Source organism: Janthinobacterium sp. 17J80-10, assembly GCF_004114795.1.
Classification (GTDB): domain Bacteria; phylum Pseudomonadota; class Gammaproteobacteria; order Burkholderiales; family Burkholderiaceae_D; genus Paucimonas.
This window is the reverse complement of record NZ_CP035311.1, coordinates 808,048-824,577: the sequence shown is the minus strand read 5'-3', so window position 1 is coordinate 824,577 and position 16,530 is coordinate 808,048. Positions and strand designations below refer to the sequence as shown.

General features: G+C 61.4%; 16 protein-coding genes. 8 read left to right on the top strand and 8 right to left on the bottom strand.

The window, feature by feature from the left end; translation table 11 throughout:
- The first annotated feature begins 68 nt into the window (after positions 1-68).
- The gene (locus EKL02_RS03620) at positions 69-707 is read left to right on the top strand and encodes an NAD(P)-dependent oxidoreductase (RefSeq protein ID WP_128900770.1); all 639 of its coding nucleotides are present in this window, start codon (positions 69-71) and stop codon (positions 705-707) included.
- Positions 708-710: 3 nt separating this feature from the next.
- Here the strand turns inward: EKL02_RS03620 and EKL02_RS03615 are convergent, their stop codons facing one another.
- The 6 genes from EKL02_RS03615 to EKL02_RS03590 all read right to left on the bottom strand — a co-directional run bounded on the left by EKL02_RS03615 (position 711) and on the right by EKL02_RS03590 (position 4,513).
- On the bottom strand, positions 711-1,451 hold the full coding sequence (locus EKL02_RS03615; RefSeq protein ID WP_128900769.1) for a 2OG-Fe dioxygenase family protein: 741 nt from the start codon (positions 1,449-1,451) through the stop codon (positions 711-713).
- Positions 1,452-1,463: 12 nt separating this feature from the next.
- On the bottom strand, positions 1,464-2,537 hold the full coding sequence (hisC, locus tag EKL02_RS03610; RefSeq protein ID WP_128900768.1) for a histidinol-phosphate transaminase: 1,074 nt from the start codon (positions 2,535-2,537) through the stop codon (positions 1,464-1,466).
- A 138-nt stretch (positions 2,538-2,675) separates the two neighbouring features.
- Positions 2,676-3,062 (bottom strand): HPP family protein, encoded by a 387-nt coding sequence (locus EKL02_RS03605; RefSeq protein WP_128900767.1) that lies wholly within the window; start codon positions 3,060-3,062, stop codon positions 2,676-2,678.
- A 56-nt stretch (positions 3,063-3,118) separates the two neighbouring features.
- Positions 3,119-3,403 carry a DUF1488 family protein gene (locus EKL02_RS03600; protein WP_128900766.1) on the bottom strand — a complete coding sequence of 95 codons (285 nt, stop codon included), beginning with the start codon at positions 3,401-3,403 and terminating at the stop codon, positions 3,119-3,121.
- 353 nt (positions 3,404-3,756) lie between these two features.
- On the bottom strand, positions 3,757-4,014 hold the full coding sequence (locus tag EKL02_RS03595; protein WP_164931940.1) for a hypothetical protein: 258 nt from the start codon (positions 4,012-4,014) through the stop codon (positions 3,757-3,759).
- A gap of 289 nt (positions 4,015-4,303) precedes the next feature.
- Positions 4,304-4,513: a cold-shock protein gene (locus EKL02_RS03590; RefSeq protein WP_277750576.1), complete on the bottom strand. Its 210-nt coding sequence runs from the start codon at positions 4,511-4,513 to the stop codon at positions 4,304-4,306.
- A 239-nt stretch (positions 4,514-4,752) separates the two neighbouring features.
- On the opposite strand from EKL02_RS03590, the gene EKL02_RS03585 reads away from it, so the two are divergent.
- The 7 genes from EKL02_RS03585 (at position 4,753) to EKL02_RS03555 (ending at position 13,628) form a co-directional block, all read left to right on the top strand.
- A complete protein-coding gene (locus tag EKL02_RS03585; protein ID WP_128900764.1) occupies positions 4,753-5,187 on the top strand; it encodes a DUF1810 domain-containing protein in 435 nt (144 codons plus the stop codon).
- Positions 5,188-5,272: 85 nt separating this feature from the next.
- Positions 5,273-6,352 (top strand): bifunctional DNA-binding transcriptional regulator/O6-methylguanine-DNA methyltransferase Ada, encoded by a 1,080-nt coding sequence (gene ada / locus EKL02_RS03580; RefSeq protein ID WP_128900763.1) that lies wholly within the window; start codon positions 5,273-5,275, stop codon positions 6,350-6,352.
- Entirely contained in the window at positions 6,349-7,002 is a 654-nt protein-coding gene (alkB, locus tag EKL02_RS03575; RefSeq protein WP_128900762.1) for a DNA oxidative demethylase AlkB, read from the top strand. Before ada ends, alkB begins: the two co-directional genes overlap by 4 nt.
- A gap of 80 nt (positions 7,003-7,082) precedes the next feature.
- Entirely contained in the window at positions 7,083-7,286 is a 204-nt protein-coding gene (locus tag EKL02_RS03570; protein WP_128900761.1) for a cation transporter, read from the top strand.
- A 147-nt stretch (positions 7,287-7,433) separates the two neighbouring features.
- Positions 7,434-11,390 carry a hybrid sensor histidine kinase/response regulator gene (locus EKL02_RS03565; RefSeq protein ID WP_128900760.1) on the top strand — a complete coding sequence of 1,319 codons (3,957 nt, stop codon included), beginning with the start codon at positions 7,434-7,436 and terminating at the stop codon, positions 11,388-11,390.
- Positions 11,387-12,523, top strand: coding sequence for a two-component system response regulator (locus EKL02_RS03560; protein WP_128900759.1), 1,137 nt, complete (start codon positions 11,387-11,389; stop codon positions 12,521-12,523). The genes EKL02_RS03565 and EKL02_RS03560 overlap by 4 nt, the downstream gene beginning before the upstream one ends.
- A 13-nt stretch (positions 12,524-12,536) precedes the next feature.
- Entirely contained in the window at positions 12,537-13,628 is a 1,092-nt protein-coding gene (locus EKL02_RS03555; RefSeq protein WP_128900758.1) for an HD domain-containing phosphohydrolase, read from the top strand.
- A 25-nt stretch (positions 13,629-13,653) separates the two neighbouring features.
- Here EKL02_RS03555 and cueR read toward each other — a convergent pair whose 3' ends face one another.
- Positions 13,654-14,061: a Cu(I)-responsive transcriptional regulator gene (gene cueR, locus EKL02_RS03550; protein WP_128900757.1), complete on the bottom strand. Its 408-nt coding sequence runs from the start codon at positions 14,059-14,061 to the stop codon at positions 13,654-13,656.
- A 19-nt stretch (positions 14,062-14,080) separates the two neighbouring features.
- Entirely contained in the window at positions 14,081-16,510 is a 2,430-nt protein-coding gene (locus EKL02_RS03545) for a heavy metal translocating P-type ATPase (protein ID WP_277750575.1), read from the bottom strand.
- Positions 16,511-16,530 lie beyond the last annotated feature (20 nt).

Sequence of the window (16,530 nt, the reverse complement as noted above, 5' to 3'; positions counted from 1 at the left end):
GATTATTTATCGAATCAATCTTTGCTGCGATGATGGTGACCGTTACTTAACTTACCAGGAGCAAGAACATGAAAATCGCACTGATCGGCGCCACCGGCTTTATTGGCACTGCAATCCTGAAGGAAGCACTGGCACGCGGACACGAAGTTACCGCGCTGGTGGGTCACCCGGAAAAGCTGGCTGCCGCCACCCATCTGACTGCGCTGGGCGCCGACGTGCTGGATAGCGCAAAGCTGGCCGGGCAATTGCCAGGGCATGACGCCGTGATCAGCGCCTTCAGTGGCCACGCGCAAAGCAATGTTTATGAGTATTACATGCAAGGCATCCAAGCCATCATCGACGCCACCAAGCGTGCGGGCGTGGCGCGCCTTCTCGTCGTCGGCGGCGCCGGCAGCCTGGAAGCCGCGCCCGGCCTGCTCGTGATCGACACGCCGGAATTTCCGGCGCAGTGGAAGGGCACTGCGCAAGGCGCGCTTGATGCGCTGCACCTGTTGAAACAGGACGCGACGCTGAACTGGACCATGCTAAGCCCGTCGGCAGTGATCGCCCCAGGCCAGCGCACCGGCAAGTTCCGCCTGGGCACCGACCAGTTGCTGGTCAACGACAAGGGCGAAAGCACGATTTCAGTGGAAGATTACGCGGCAGCGATGATCGACGAACTGGAAAGCCCGGCACACGTCCGCCAGCGCTTTACCGTCGGCTATTGAACCTCAGGCTTCTTCGAGAAATCCGCCCTTGCGGAAGGTCAGCACCAGGGTGTCGCGGTAGCCATGCTCGCCGATGGGCTGCAGCGGTGTCGTCTCATGAATGACCCGCTCGTCATCCAGCATCAGCAGCGTCCACGGCTGGCTCAGCGTAAACCGCTGGCCAGCGGGTCCCGCAATGTCAAACACCCGGCTTTCGCCCCCCTTGACGTTGTCGCGGCCGACAAACAGGATGGCAACGAAATCGACACCGTCGCGGTGCGCACCTTCCGGCGTCGGCCGGCCGATGCCGTCGGTGGTGTCGATGCGAAACTGGTGCGCTTCCACATACCAGGCCTGTTCGCCCCGGAGTTCCGAGCAGAGCTCGCCTAGCCGCCGCAAAAGCCTGGACCATACCGGCAATGCAATGGTCGCCGGTGTGACCGGCTCGAACATGCGCTGCATGCCGCCATGCAGCGCGTTGTACTCCGTCGGCTGCCAGTGCGCCCGATGGGGCACCTGGCGCACCTGCCCAGCCTCGATCACGAAACTGGCGTGACGGCGGCGCCGGTAGCGTCCGCCATCCTTCAGGTACAAGTCGGGCGGCAAGTCATTCCACCCCGCGCGCATTGCCTCGAGTTCCGCCGGCGAGGTATGGGCGAATTCTGCCAGCGCATCCGGACTGAGCAGCCCGTAGCCTTGCGTACGCAAGGCTACGGGCAACTGGTCAGGGGCGATGAAAGGCGGGGCAAATTCGGCGATCGGCATGCACTATTTCTTTCAGGCGGCAGAGGCGGCGCCAAGAATATCGTGCAGCGCGGCGATCAGTGCTGCGCATTCCTGGTCGGTGCCTACGGTGATGCGCAGGAACTGGTCGATGCGCGGCTGGCGGAAGTGGCGCACGATGACCGAGCGCTCGCGCAAGCCCTGCGCCAGCTGCAATGCATCCTCACGTGGATGGCGGGCAAAGATGAAATTGGCTTGCGACGGCAGCACCTCGAAACCGAGTTCGCGCATCTGCGCCACCAGCGTGTCGCGGCTGGCGATGATGGCGCGCCGGGTCTGCCGGAAATAGGCATCATCCTGATAGGCTGCAACAGCGCCGGCCAGCGCCAGGCGATCCAGCGGATAGGAATTGAAGCTGTTCTTGACGCGGTCCAGCGCCTCGACCAGATCGGGGTGGCCGATGGCAAAACCGACCCGCAAGCCGGCCAGCGAGCGTGACTTGGACAGCGTCTGCACTACCAGCAGGTTGGGGTAGCGCTTGACCAGCGGGATGACGGACTCGCCGCCGAAGTCGACATAGGCTTCGTCCACCACGACGACCGTGTCGGGATGATCGACGAGGATCTGTTCGACCGTAGCGGCCGCCATGCCGATGCCGGTGGGTGCATTCGGGTTCGGGAAGATGATGCCGCCACTAGGCTGGCGAAAATCTTCAGGATTGATTTCCATGGCCTCGTTCAGCGGCACCTTGACGAAGTCGATGCCGTACAGCCCGCAATACACCGGATAAAAACTGTAGGTCACGTCGGGAAACAGCACCGGCGCGCCGTGCTGCAGCAACGCCTGGAAGACGAACGCGAGCACTTCGTCGGAACCATTGCCGACGAAAATCTCATTGCGCGCCACATCATGGTAGGCCGCCAGCGTGTCTTTCAGGGCGTCGGCATTCGGATCCGGATACAGGCGCAGGCTGTCGCCGATGGCGTCACGCACCGCGGCCAGCACTGCCGGCGACGGCCCGTAGGGATTTTCATTGGTGTTCAGTTTGACCAGGTTCTGCAGTTTTGGCTGCTCGCCCGGCACATAAGGCGTTAATCCCTTTACAACAGGGCTCCAGAATCGGCTCATTCGCATCAATCGGCTTGAAATGGATGGACGCCGCCGCCCTGGCGGGCGCCGCGGCATGGTTCTTGGCTACCAGACAATCCATCTGGCAACCTTCATTATAAGCCTTAAGACGGCGTCACCACATGTGCTGTCAGTGCCCTAATCGGGCCAACCGCCCCAGAATGGGGAGGGTGGCGACTTTTCCATCCAGGACAGGGGATAGCGGAATTGGCCCGGCAGCAGACGGCTCCAGATGAAAGCCAGGGCGGCCAGGCTCAATATGCCCAGCAGGACCGGCTGCCACAAGACCGAAAAACCGGCATGACTGTAGACCATGATGAGCGGATTGGCGCCGGCCGGCGGATGAACGGTGCGTGTCAGCAGCATGTAGCCTAGCGTGAGCGCCTGCGCCAGGCCATACACCCAGAGCGCATCGCCGAAGCACTGGTAGCAGCAGTGCAAGGGCAATCCCGAGAGCCGCGCCCAACAGGCACCATAGCAGGCGGCCAGCACTGCGTAAAAAACGTTGATGTGGATGCATGGCACACAAGAAGCAAACGATGTGCCAGCAGGAAATTTATACCTTGCAGATAGCCCGCGACTTAGCCAACGTGCGGAGGACTTGCAAAGGTATTGGCGCCCAGGCGGAGTGGCGTGCCAGGCACTTTGGCAAAAACCAGGCGGCGTGCCACCCCATTGATCGTTGCTTCAAATGCGTGGAATACCTCCATCGTGCTGACTTGCGGACTCTCCTTGGATTTCAGGCGAGACAATTCCTGCAGAGCCTCTTTCGTGATGAGACATGCGCGGTCAAGCGAATCGACTCGCACGGTAAAGGCGACCCCGTCTCCAGTCAAGGCAGGTTGTGGCGTGGCGAAGTGGAGCATGATTTTTCCTTTTAAAATAGGACACAGAAGCGATGCTGTATACATCGAAAGAAGCGTAGTCATCCACGTATGACACCGTTGGCCAGCAACAATGAATGGCCTGAAGTCATCGAAATAAACGGGCAAAAGAAAATTCTTGCAGAGACGATTCAATGCAGCAGAATCGACGATAGAATGCGATAGAAGAATTGGACTATCAAGGAATCGCAACCGATGATGGCATGCGAAATCGCTTTCAAGTTTGACAATACTGCGCCAATTAAGTTTTATTCCAAGAAAAATATCCTGGTTGTATCGGAGAAAAGATTACGCTTTCCATCCGTCGCAGCGACTTGAAGGGCGCTTGCCAACCGCTAGTCTGCATTATTTCTCACTGATTCCAGCATGGTCGCGGCAATTTCCTTGCGTGCCCGGCTCTGACTGAGATTGGCTTTGTAGATCGTCGCGCCAATATGCACCAGGCCGGCAAGACTTGCCGCCGAAAGCGTTGCCCTTGTATCGGCAATCAACTGGGCAAGCTGCAAAATCGTATCCTCCCGACGGATAGGCGTTTTTTCAAGCTTGCCTGCCGCCTCCATGAAGAGGTCTATCACGTCACTTTTGGTCATCATGGTATTCCTTGAAAATCCCGCGTCATCTCAATGCGATGCACAAGCGCCCCACCTGTCGCGGTCAGCGCAAAAACCATCGCTCAAAACAAAAAAGCCCGCCAAGGCGAGCTCCATGTAATCCAGAAATCACTCTCCAAAACCCCATGCTATCTGCGTGGTGGCTCCAGATTTTCAGCCTTCAAGACCCATGCTATCTGCATGGTGCCCGGTCATCCAAAAAGTGATTTTCTGCTCAATCCTGACGGTCAAAAGCCACGTCAGGATTCAATGATTTTGTGAATGCAACCGATCAGACGGCCTGAATCTTGGTTGCCTTGTCGCCCTTGGGGCTGCTGCCGCGCTCGAACGAGACGCGCTGGTTTTCCTGCAGGCTTTTGAAGCCGGTAGACTGAATGTCCTGGAAGTGGGCGAACAAATCCGCGCCGCCATCATCAGGCGCGATGAAACCGAAACCCTTGGCATCGTTAAACCATTTTACTGTGCCAGTTTGCATACTCATGTTGTTTCCTTAAAATTAAAAAGGGCTATACCCAAAACGCACTTGGGACCAAGACAGATAACTAGAAGGATTCAAACAGGAATGACTCTGCAGCAGAGTAAGACGGGAAAGAGACCAACAATAACGGCGACTTGATGAAGTGCTGAGATCAATATACAGGCTAAAGCGGGAATCACCTACGCTTATTTTGAATCGATTGCAAATATAAATTGCCCTGGAAAAATTCAAAGGAGCGAACCATGTCTGATGCTGACGGTTTGCAGAAATTCGTCCTTGCCCAGAATGCCGTTTATGACAACGTTCTTGCCGAACTGCGTGCCGGGCGCAAACGCAGTCACTGGATGTGGTTCATTTTCCCGCAGATAAAGGGGCTGGGCCACAGCGCGATGGCCCGGCAATTCGCCCTTGCCTCGCTTGACGAAGCACACGCCTATTTGTGCCATCCCGTCCTGGGAACCCGTCTGCGGGAATGCACCAGTCTGGCTGCGAAGATCAGCGGAGCATCCGCCGACGAAATCTTCGGCTATCCCGACCATATGAAATTCCATTCGTCGATGACGCTGTTTGCGCATGCCACTGAAGACAACCAGGTCTTCACTGACTGCCTGCACAAATATTTCGAGGGCAAGGACGATGTCCTCACGCTGGCACAATTGCGGGGCAAAAATTCTTGAATTCGGCAGCAAGAAACGGAGTGCATCGCTTGGCGCGGGTTGATAAACTGCTTCGTATCGAATATTGCTTGCAAAGAAATGCAACATGAACGCCTCTGATGCTGTCCGACTCCCGGCCACGACCGCCGACGACCCGCGCTGGGCTGCGGTCGCTACACGCGACCGCAGCGCCGACGGCCAGTTCTATTACGCCGTCAAGACCACCGGCGTGTACTGTCGCCCATCCTGCAGCGCGCGCCTGGCGCGACCGGAAAATGTCCGTTTTTATGCCAGCTGCCAGGAAGCGGAAGCCGGCGGTTTTCGCCCATGCAAGCGCTGCAAGCCCGACGCTCTCCCGCTGGCCGCGCAACATGCTGCAGTGATTGCCGCGGCATGCCGTAATATCGAACAAGCGGCTTCGGCGCCCAGTCTCGCGCAATTGGCGCAACAGGCGGGGCTCAGCTCTTCCCATTTCCAGCGCACCTTCCGGGATCTGACCGGCCTGACGCCGGCGCAGTATGCGCAGGCACACCGTAGTGCACGACTGCGCGAGACGCTCAAGCAAGCGCCCTCCGTCACCGCCGCCATATACGAGGCCGGCTATGGTTCCAGCAGCCGTTTTTATGAAAAATCCGACGCCGTTCTCGGCATGGCGGCCTCGGCCTATCGCGCCGGTGGCGCTGCTACCGTCATCCGCTTCGCGGTCGGCCAATGTTCTATGGGAGCAATCCTGGTGGCGCAAAGCCCGCGCGGCGTATGCGCGATCCTCCTGGGCGACGACGCGGACGCGCTGGTGCGTGATTTGCAGGACCGCTTTCCGCGCGCCGACCTGATCGGCGGCGACGAGGATTTCGAACAGGCCGTCGCGCTGGTCGTCGGCCATGTCGAAGCGCCCGGCACAGGCCTTGCGCTGCCGCTGGACATCCGTGGCACCGCATTCCAGCAGCGCGTGTGGCAAGCCTTGCGCGCCATTCCGGCCGGCGCCACCGCCACCTACACCGAAATCGCGCAGCGCATCGGCGCGCCGACGGCCGTGCGGGCCGTGGCCGGCGCATGTGCAGCCAATGCGCTCGCCGTTGCCATACCATGCCACCGCGTGGTCCGCAGCGACGGCAGCCTGTCCGGCTATCGCTGGGGCATCGAGCGCAAGCGCGCCCTGCTGGACAAGGAAAAAGCGCAGCCATGACCGGGGATCTGTTCGCCGATATCGAGCCAGGGCAAAGCTGGCGCGAGGAACTGGCTGCCGGTGCGGTCGTGCTGCGCCGCTACGCGCTGCCCTGGGACGAGGCGCTGTTTGCAGCCCTCGGCGTCCTCACCGACAAGGCGCCGTTTCGCCACATGGTGACGCCGGGCGGCTTTGACATGTCGGTGGCGATGAGCAATTGCGGCCGTCTCGGCTGGGTCACCGACCGCAGCGGCTACCGCTACGATACGCATGATCCGCAAACCGGCCTGCCCTGGCCGGCAATGCCGACAGCCTTTGTGGAAATGGCACGCTCAGCCGCCGATGCCGCAGGATTTTCCGGCTTTGCGCCGGATGCCTGCCTCATCAATCGCTATGCACCAGGGGCAAAATTGTCCCTGCACCAGGACAAGGACGAACTGGACCTGGCGGCGCCAATCGTGTCGGTCTCGCTGGGCGTGCCGGCGACTTTTCTGTTCGGTGGCTGCCAACGCGCAGACAAGTGCGCCCGCGTACCGCTGGCACATGGCGATGTTGTCGTCTGGGGCGGCCCGGCGCGCTTGCGCTACCATGGCGTGCTGCCGATCAAGGCTGCGCACCATCCCGCGACAGGCAGCCATCGCATCAACCTCACTTTCCGCAAGGTGCGCTAACCCTACATACAGCACTTGACCTTCCTGGTATGGGAAACGTTAAAGTAATATCTGAACCAATTGATCATGGAGGACATGACATGTATGAACTGCAAGTTGAAGGAATGAGCTGCGGCCACTGCGTCGGCGCAGTCACGCGCTCCGTCAAGGAAGTCGATGCCGCCGCCACGGTCGAAGTCGACCTGGCCGCGCAGAAAATCAAGGTGCAATCCACCGCCACACTGGCCGATATTGCTGCGGCAGTGGAAGACGCCGGCTACCCGGTCAAAAACAGCGCCGCCTGAGCTGCCTGCCACGCTGCGGGAAAGAAAACCCGGGGCGGGCTGCGCTTTACCCATACAAATAGCGTGCAAAGCGCACGTTGAAAAACGGTCACTGGCACTTGACGACCGACTCATGCATAATTGTCAAATGACAATTACTTAGTCGGCATGATGACGAAACCCAGCATACGCCGCAGCCTGATCACCCAGAGCTTCCTGCAAGTGCTGCTGGTGCTGTCCCTGTTCGCTGGCAGCATTTACATCCTGGTTATCATGCCCGTTATCGGCGAGCTGGCGCAGGCGCAGATGGGCCAGGCTGGCCAGCACCTGCAAGGACGGGTCGATCGCCTGCTGAAAACGGTCGAGACGACCCTCAATACCAGCCGCCAATGGGGCGAACAGGGCAGCCTGGACCACGACGAACTGTTGCGCTTCAATGAATTCTTTTTCCCCGTAATCAGCAGCCACTCGGAAATATCCTCGGTGATCATGGCCCACGAAAGCGGGCGTGAAATCCTGCTGCTGCAGACCAACGAAGGCCGGTGGATCAACCGCATCAGTGATCCAGAGCGCTGGGGCAAGCAAACCTACTGGATCACCTGGCGCGACCGGAGCACCATCGAGTCCGTGGAAATGCGTGAACGCGACTACGATGCCCGCACCCGCCCCTGGTTCAAGGCCGCCATGGCGCAGCCGCATGACAAAGACATTGCGTGGACCGAGCCCTACATTTTCTTTACCACTGGCGAACCGGGCATCACCGCCGCCTCGCGCTGGACCACTTCTAATGGCAGTCGCATCATTCTCGCGCACGACGTCAAACTGCTCGATCTCTCGCGCTTCACCTCCCGGCAGACTGCCGGCCAAAGCGGCATTGCCAGCCTGCTGTCGGCAGAAGGCAAACTGTTGGCAGTGCCGCGCGACCGGCGTTTCGAGAACGATGAAAACATCAAGCAAGCGGTGCTGCAGGATGCCGCGCGAAGCGGCGTTCCCGCCTTGTCTGCCGCCATCGGCCCATGGCAGGCGCGGGGCAAAGCCAGTCACCTGTTCAGCGAATTCAGTCTTGACGGCCGCAAATGGTTCAGCCTGTTCCAGCAGATCCAGCTTGGCAGCCATCCGGTCTGGCTTGCGACCATCGCGCCCCGTTCCGACTTCATTCCGGGCGAAATCGAGGATTTCGCCCTCCTGAGCGCGCTTGCCCTGTTTGCCCTTGCCATCGGCGTTGCCTCTGCCACGCGCCTTGCCTACCACTTCAGCCGCTCGCTCGAACAGCTGACGATGGAAAGTGCGCGCATCGGCCGTCTCGAACTCACAGAGCCGGTGCGCATCGATGCTCCATGGCAGGAAGTCGGGGAACTGGCAGCCGCGCAGGAGGCCATGCGTGTCGAGTTGCTGGCCAAGGCAGGTGAATTGGCCGAAGCGAACAATACGCTGGAAGGCAAAGTGGCCGCGCGCACGGAAGAATTGTCCTCCAGCCGGGCGGCCCTTGCGACCAACCTGACGCTCTTGCAGGCGATCATCAACACCCTGCCCTACCCGATTTTTTACAAGGGCGCGGATGCTCGTTTCCTCGGATGCAACACGGCTTATGAAAATGCCTTCGGCGTGGCGCGCGCCGATTTCCTGGGAAAACGGGTGCTTGATCTGGAGTACCTGCCCGCCGAGACGCGCAACAGCTACCAGGCCGAAGACGAGCAGCTGATTGCCGCCATCGGCAAGAGCAGCCGCGACATGCAGTTCGTCTACGCTGACGGCATCACTTACGACGTGATTTATTCTATCTCGGCGTTCGCCGCCCCGGACGGCTCGCCGGGCGGCCTGGTCGGCCTGATCGTGGACATTTCAGATTTGAAGAAGGCAGAAGTCGCGGCCCATGCCGCCGAAGAATCGATGCGCCAGGCCAAGGAACTCGCCGAGGACGCGACGCGCATGAAGTCGGACTTTCTGGCCAATATGAGCCATGAAATCCGCACGCCGATGAATACCATCACCGGCATGAGCCACCTGGCGCTCAAAACCGAACTGAGCCCGCGCCAGCGCGATTATCTGAGCAAGATCCAGCAATCCGCCCAGCACCTGCTGGGCATCATCAACGATATCCTCGACTTTTCCAAAATCGAGGCTGGCAAACTTGCCATCGAACGCACGCCGTTCGAGCTGGAAAAAGTGCTCGGCAATATTGCCAACCTGGTCGCGGACAAGGCCGCGGCCAAAGGGCTGGAGCTGATCTTTGAAATTGCCGCGGATGTGCCGGCGACCCTGGTCGGCGACCCGCTGCGTATTGGCCAGATTCTGATCAATTACGCCAATAACGCGGTGAAATTCACCGAGCATGGCGAAATCGTCGTGCGGGCGAGCATGATGGAACGGCACGCCGGCGAGGCGCTGTTGCGCTTCGAGGTCATCGACAGCGGCATCGGCCTGACTGCCGAGCAGAAGGGGCGCCTGTTCCAGTCCTTTCAGCAGGCCGATACATCGACTACGCGCAAGTATGGCGGCACTGGCCTGGGCCTGGCCATTGCCAAGAACCTTGCCGAACTGATGCAGGGTGAGGTGGGCGTCACCAGCGAGTACGGCAAGGGCAGCACTTTCTGGTGCACCGTCCGGGTCGGCGTCGCCAGCGCGCCGCAGCGGCGTCCGCTGGCAGCTGACATTCGCGGCAAGCGGGTCCTCGTGGTCGACGATAACCAGCATGCCCGCAGCGTGCTGGCCGATTTGCTGGGCGCCATGGGCTTCGTTGTCGCGCAAGCCGAGAACGGCATCGCCGCCCTCGACATTCTGGCAAGTGCCGCGCGCGATGGCGCTCCCGTCGAAATCGTCTTCCTCGACTGGCAAATGCCGGGCATGGATGGCATCGAACTGGCGCAGCGCATCGATGCCGAAATTTCCCCGCAACCCCATCGCGTCATGGTGACGGCCTATGGCCGCGAGGAAGTCCTCCGGCAAGCCAATGACGCGGGCATCAACAGCATCCTGATCAAGCCGGTCGGCGCCTCGCTGCTGTTCGACACCGTAACCCAACTGTTCGGTGCTGACGAAGGGGAGCGCCGCATTGCGATCCCCGCAACCAGCGAAAGCGGCCTGGCAGACCTTGCCGGAGCCAGATTGCTGTTGGTAGAAGACAATGAGCTCAACCAGCAGGTAGCATCGGAGCTATTGAAGGGCGAGGGCTTTGCAGTGGATATCGCCGGCAATGGTGCCATTGCCATCGACATGCTGGGCAAGGGCGAATATGACCTGGTGCTGATGGACATGCAAATGCCGGTCATGGATGGCCTGACTGCGACGCGCACCCTGCGCGCCGACCCGCGCTGGCGCGCTTTGCCGGTGGTGGCGATGACCGCCAATGCGATGGCCGGCGACCGCGACGCCTGCCTTGCCGCGGGCATGAACGACCACGTCGCCAAGCCCATCGAACCCCGCGACCTATGGGCAGCCCTGCGCAAATGGCTGCGCCCGCGCGCCGGGCTGGGCCACCCGGCGATGCCTGCGGCTGCGGCGCAGGCATCCACCGAATCCATCGGTCTCGCCGAAAGGCTTGCCGGCATTCCGGAACTCGACGCCGGCGCCGGCCTGCGCCGCGTCCTGGGAAAGGAAACGGTGTATCTGTCGATCTTGCGCAAGTTCGTCGCTGGCCAGAAGGATGCCGCAGAAGCCGTACGCAACGCGCTTGCCGCCGGCGATGCGGCAGGCGCCGAACGGCTGGCCCATACCGCAAAAGGAGTCGCAGGCAACATCGGCGCCATCCGCGTCGCCGAACTTGCAGCAGAACTCGAAACGGCCCTGCGCCAGGGCCAGGACAGCGCAGCCGTGGCGCTGCGGCTGGACGCGATGGGCAAAGCCATGACTGCCATGACAAATGCGCTGCAAGCGCGCCTCCCGGCCGAGCATGTCGACACAGCGACAGTCGACCCGGCGCGCCTCGGAACCATCCTTGTCCGCCTGGCCGCGCTGCTGGCCGACGACGATGCGGAGGCGGGCGACGTTCTGGACAATGAAGCGGGGCTGCTGCGCTGCGCGCTCGGCCCCGCCTTCGAAGATATCGCCCAGGCCATTCACCGTTTCGATTTCGAGATTGCGCTCAAATGCCTGCAACAACATTCGCCACGGCCAGCAGAACCATGAAAAATGCCTTGAATTTCATCGATAAGCCCAGCGTCCTGGTGGTGGATGACTCGCCCGACAACCTGACCCTGATTGCCAGCCTGCTCAAGGATATATATCAGGTCAAGGTCGCCAACAGCGGCGAGAAAGCGCTGCGTATCGCCGGCGGAGGCAATCCGCCTGACCTGGTGCTGCTTGACATCATGATGCCCGGCATGGACGGCCACGAGGTTTGCCGCCGCCTCAAGCAAGACACGGCGACAACACACATCCCGGTGATTTTTCTCACCGCCCGCTCAGACGTCACGGATGAAGAGGCGGGACTTGCCCTGGGAGCGGTCGATTACATCACCAAGCCGATCAGCCCGGCCATCCTGCTTGCGCGCGTCCATGCCCATCTCCAGCTCAAGGCCAGCGCCGACTTCCTGCGTGACCAGAACGCCTTCCTGGAGCGCGAGGTGGCGCGCCGCACCCGCGATCTCCAGGCCATTCAGGATGTCACCATCCACGCCATGGCATCGCTTGCCGAAACCCGCGACAATGAAACCGGCAATCACATCCGGCGCACCCAGCACTATGTCCGCGTCCTCGCGGAAGCGCTTTGCGGCCACCCGCGCTTTGCCGCGCAACTCGATGCGCGCCGGATCGACATGATGTGCAAGTCCGCGCCCTTGCATGATATCGGCAAGGTCGGCATTCCCGACCACATCCTGCTCAAGCCCGGCCGCCTGACGGCAGACGAATTCGAGATCATGAAAACCCACACCACCCTGGGTCGCGATGCCATCGAACATGCAGAGGAACAACTTGGCATGCCGTTGGAATTCCTCGCCTGCGCCAAGGAAATAGCTTACAGCCACCAGGAAAAATGGGATGGCAGCGGCTATCCGCAAGGCCTGGCCGGCGACGCCATACCGCTATCGGCCAGGCTGATGGCACTGGCGGACGTCTACGATGCCCTGATCAGCCGGCGCGTGTACAAGGAACCCTACCCCCACGAGGAAGCCATGCGTATCATTGCCGAGGGACGTGGCACCCACTTTGATCCGGACCTCGTGGATGCCTTTCTCGTTATCCATGAACAGTTTCGCGACATCGCTGCCCGCTTCATGGACGCCGACCACGATCTGAAACAGCAGACACGACAATCCTAGCCAGGAAATTTTCATGAACGATTTCAGGAACAGACAAACCATTCTGATTGTCGACGATGCGCCCGAGAACATCGAGCTGCTCAAGTCGATTCTGGAAAAGGATTACCAGATCAAGGCAGCCATCGATGGCAACGCGGCATTGCGCATCTGCTATTCGGAGGCGCCGCCCGACCTGGTCCTGCTCGACATCATCATGCCCGGCATGTCGGGCCACGAAGTGTGTCGACGGCTCAAGGCGAACCCGGACCGGCGCCGCATCCCGGTAATTTTCATTACGGCCATGGACGCCATGGAAGACGAACGCCTCGGGCTCGACATCGGCGCCGTGGATTACATTACCAAACCGATCAGCCCGGCAATCGTCCAGGCCCGGGTCCGCACCCATCTTGCCCTGTACGACCAGACCCGCGAACTGGAAAGCATGGTGGCGCAGCGCACGCAGGAATTGTTCCATTCGCGCAGCCAGGTCATCCTGCGGCTGGGCCGCGCGGCCGAATTCAAGGACAACGAGACAGGCAACCATGTCATCCGCATGAGCCATTACGCACGCCTGCTTGGCGCCGCCTCGGGGCTCGGGGAAAAAGCGCTGGACATACTCTTCAATACCGCACCGATGCACGATGTCGGCAAACTCGGCATCCCCGATCGCATTCTGCTCAAGCCTGGAAAACTGACTGCGGACGAATGGGCCGTCATGCGGCAACACCCGCAGATCGGCGCCGAAATCATCGGCAAGCACGACGACGAACTGCTCGGCACCGCCCGCGCCATAGCGCTGACGCACCACGAAAAATGGGACGGCAGCGGCTATCCGGCCGGCCTCGCCGGCACCGAGATTCCCCTCATGGGACGCATCGTCGCCGTGGCCGACGTGCTCGACGCCCTGCTGTCCGAACGGCCCTACAAGAAAGCCTGTTCACTGGAGGTGGCCATGGAATACATGACTTCGCAATCGGGCAAGCACTTCGATCCCGCGCTGATTGACCTGCTGCCATCGATACTGCCGGAAGTCCTCCGCATCAAGGCGGCATTCGCCGACATCGAAGGCGCGCCGGCCGTCAAGGCGCCTGCGACAGAATTGCATGAACAGATGCGGCGCGGATAGTACGCTTCGCAGACGCCGCGCCAGCTCAATGGCAGCCATGCTCCGTGCCAACTGCCAAGCCTTGCAGGATCGGACAATCCGGGCGCTGGTCGCCGCTGCAGGCTTGCGCCAGATGCACCAGGGTATCGCGCATCTCGGTCAGTTCCGCGATGCGGCTTTGCAGCTCGGCGACATGCGCCTGGGCGATCGCCTTGACGTCGGCGCTGGCGCGCCCTGAATCCAGCCACAGCGATAGCAGTTCGCGAATCTGGTCGAGCGAAAATCCCAGGCTGCGCGCACGCTTGATGAAACGCAGGTTATGCAACTCCTTTTCCCCGTACGTCCGGTAATTGGCGTCCGTGCGCTTGCCAGGCTGGATCAGCTGGATACTCTCGTAATAGCGGATCATCTTGGCCGAGACGCCGGTGGCATTGGCGGCTTCACCGATGTTCATGCTGACTCCTTTTATTGGTTCAGTAAGCAGCCGGTTTCGAACCTGCCACCGGCTTCCAGCGCCGCAGCAAGAGCGCATTGCTGATCACCGATACCGAGCTGAATGCCATCGCGGCGCCTGCCACCACCGGGTTCAACATGCCCAGCGCGGCCAGCGGTATGCCCACCAGGTTGTAAATGAAAGCCCAGAACAGGTTTTGCCGGATCTTGCGGTGGGTACGCCGCGAAATATCGATGGCATCCGCCACCAGCGCAGGGTCGCCGCGCATGAGCGTGACACCGGCCGCATGCATGGCCACATCGGTGCCGGTCGCCATGGCAATGCCGACATCGGCTGCCGCCAGCGCCGGCGCGTCATTGATGCCGTCGCCGACCATGGCAACGATCTGTCCTGCGCGTTTCAGTTCATCGACCTTGCCCGCCTTGTCTTCCGGCAGCACCTCGGCGACCACTTGGCGGATGCCCAATGCCTGCCCTACCGCGGCGGCGCTGCCGCGGTTATCCCCGGTCAGCAAAACGGTCGTGACGCCGAGAGCATGCAGGCGGTCAACCGCATCTTTGGCGCCGGGTTTCAACTGGTCGCCGAACGCCAGCAAACCCAGCAGCAGCGGCGATGACCCCGCAGCGGCCAGCCAGGAAACGGTATGGCCGGAATGCTCCAGCTCGCTGGCGCGCGCCTGCAGGGGGGCCAGCTCGATGCCCAACTCGGTCATCAGGCGGGTGCTGCCGAGACGCAGATCCCTGCCCGCAACAGTCGCCGCCAGGCCACGTCCAGGCAAGGCTTTCATGTCCGCGACAGGCAATATCACCATGCCTTCGGCGCTGGCCCGTTCGGTGACGGCACGCGCCAGCGGATGTTCGCTGCCGCTCTGGATTGCCGCCGCCAATTGCAGCAATTCGTCTTGCCCGATGCCGCAGGGCATAAGCTCGACCAGCGCCGGCTTGCCGATGGTGAGCGTGCCGGTCTTGTCGAATACCACGGTGGTAACGCTGTGCGCCACTTCCAGGGCTTCGGCATCCTTGATCAGGATGCCGTGGCGGGCGCCGACGCCGGTGCCGGCCATGATGGCGGCGGGCGTCGCCAGGCCGAGCGCGCACGGGCAGGCAATCACCAGCACCGCCACGGCATTGATGATCGCCGTCTCGCTGGCGGCGCCGGCAAGCGACCATGCCACAAACGTTGCCAGGGCAATCAGCAGCACCACGGGAACGAACACGGCACTGACTTTGTCGACCAGGCGCTGGATCGGCGCCTTGGCCGCCTGGGCGCTTTCGACCAGGCGGATGATGCGCGCCAGCGCCGTTTCGGCGCCGATGGCGCTGGTGTGCACCAGCAGCAGGCCGTCGCCATTGATGGCGCCGCCAGTGACCTTGTCGCCAATGTACCGCGCCACCGGCAGGCTTTCGCCCGTGATGAGGGATTCATCGACATGGCTGGTGCCCTCCTCGACCACGCCATCGACGGCGATGCGCTCGCCCGGCCGCACAACCACAAGGTCATCCACACGCACCTGCGCGACCGGCAAGTCGGCGTCCACGCCGTCGCGCCGCACCCGCGCAAAAGCCGGGCGCAAGGCTTGCAGCGCGCGGATCGCCGCCGTGGTCTGGCGCTTGGCGCGCGCTTCCAGCCATTTCCCCAGCAAGACCAGCGTGATCACCACGGCGGAAGCTTCGAAATACAAGTGCGGCATGCCATGGTGCCGGTGCGCCAACAATTGATAGACGCTCAAGCCATAGGCCGCGCTGGTGCCGAGCGCAACCAGCAAATCCATGTTGCCTGCACCCGCCATGACCGCTTTCCAGCCGGCCCGATAGAAACGCGCCCCCAGCCAGAATTGCACGGGCGTGGCCAGCAGCAGCTGCATCCAGCCCGGCAACATGTAGTGGCCGCCGCCCAGTTCCAGCAGCATCGGCACCGTCAAGGGCAGTGTCAGCAGCGCCGCCGCGACCACGGCAACGCCGCCATGGTCGCGCGGCCTTTCAGTCACGCCTGTTAGCGCGCCAACCCGGGCAGCCCGATAGCCTGCCTTTTCCACCGCCTTGAACAAACCTTCCTGGGCAATACCGCGGGTCGCGCTCACGTGCGCAGTCTCGGTCGCCAGATTGACGCTGACGGTCAGGACACCGGGCACTTTGGCCAGCGCTTTTTCCACCCGTGCGACGCACGATGCACAAGTCATGCCTTCGATGGCAAGGTCGAACGCCTCTTCGGCAACGGCGTAGCCGGCCTTTTCAATGGCGGCTATTACAGCATCAAGGGACACCGTCGCATCGGCGTGCAGGCTTGCCGTCTCCGTGGCCAGGTTGACGGTCGCATCAGAAACGCCGGGCAACCTGGCAAGGGCCTTTTCGACACGCGCCACGCACGAGGCACACGTCATGCCTTCAATACCGACCGACAATTCCTTTTCGGCCAGCGGGCTGCCAGCCAGGGCCATGGCGTTATCCATTGCAAACCTCTTTTTATCTT

What these genes read in the sequence shown, in the direction of transcription:
- EKL02_RS03560 (WP_128900759.1), top strand. Translation starts at nt 11,387, where the DNA reads ATGAAAAATGCCTTGAATTTCATCGATAAGCCCAGCGTCCTGGTGGTG.
- EKL02_RS03615 (WP_128900769.1), bottom strand. Translation starts at nt 1,451, where the DNA reads ATGCCGATCGCCGAATTTGCCCCGCCTTTCATCGCCCCTGACCAGTTG.
- cueR (WP_128900757.1), bottom strand. Translation starts at nt 14,061, where the DNA reads ATGAACATCGGTGAAGCCGCCAATGCCACCGGCGTCTCGGCCAAGATG.
- EKL02_RS03555 (WP_128900758.1), top strand. Translation starts at nt 12,537, where the DNA reads ATGAACGATTTCAGGAACAGACAAACCATTCTGATTGTCGACGATGCG.
- EKL02_RS03585 (WP_128900764.1), top strand. Translation starts at nt 4,753, where the DNA reads ATGTCTGATGCTGACGGTTTGCAGAAATTCGTCCTTGCCCAGAATGCC.
- EKL02_RS03570 (WP_128900761.1), top strand. Translation starts at nt 7,083, where the DNA reads ATGTATGAACTGCAAGTTGAAGGAATGAGCTGCGGCCACTGCGTCGGC.
- hisC (WP_128900768.1), bottom strand. Translation starts at nt 2,537, where the DNA reads ATGAGCCGATTCTGGAGCCCTGTTGTAAAGGGATTAACGCCTTATGTG.
- EKL02_RS03595 (WP_164931940.1), bottom strand. Translation starts at nt 4,014, where the DNA reads ATGATGACCAAAAGTGACGTGATAGACCTCTTCATGGAGGCGGCAGGC.
- alkB (WP_128900762.1), top strand. Translation starts at nt 6,349, where the DNA reads ATGACCGGGGATCTGTTCGCCGATATCGAGCCAGGGCAAAGCTGGCGC.
- ada (WP_128900763.1), top strand. Translation starts at nt 5,273, where the DNA reads ATGAACGCCTCTGATGCTGTCCGACTCCCGGCCACGACCGCCGACGAC.
- EKL02_RS03600 (WP_128900766.1), bottom strand. Translation starts at nt 3,403, where the DNA reads ATGCTCCACTTCGCCACGCCACAACCTGCCTTGACTGGAGACGGGGTC.
- EKL02_RS03565 (WP_128900760.1), top strand. Translation starts at nt 7,434, where the DNA reads ATGATGACGAAACCCAGCATACGCCGCAGCCTGATCACCCAGAGCTTC.
- EKL02_RS03620 (WP_128900770.1), top strand. Translation starts at nt 69, where the DNA reads ATGAAAATCGCACTGATCGGCGCCACCGGCTTTATTGGCACTGCAATC.
- EKL02_RS03545 (WP_277750575.1), bottom strand. Translation starts at nt 16,510, where the DNA reads ATGGATAACGCCATGGCCCTGGCTGGCAGCCCGCTGGCCGAAAAGGAA.
- EKL02_RS03590 (WP_277750576.1), bottom strand. Translation starts at nt 4,513, where the DNA reads ATGAGTATGCAAACTGGCACAGTAAAATGGTTTAACGATGCCAAGGGT.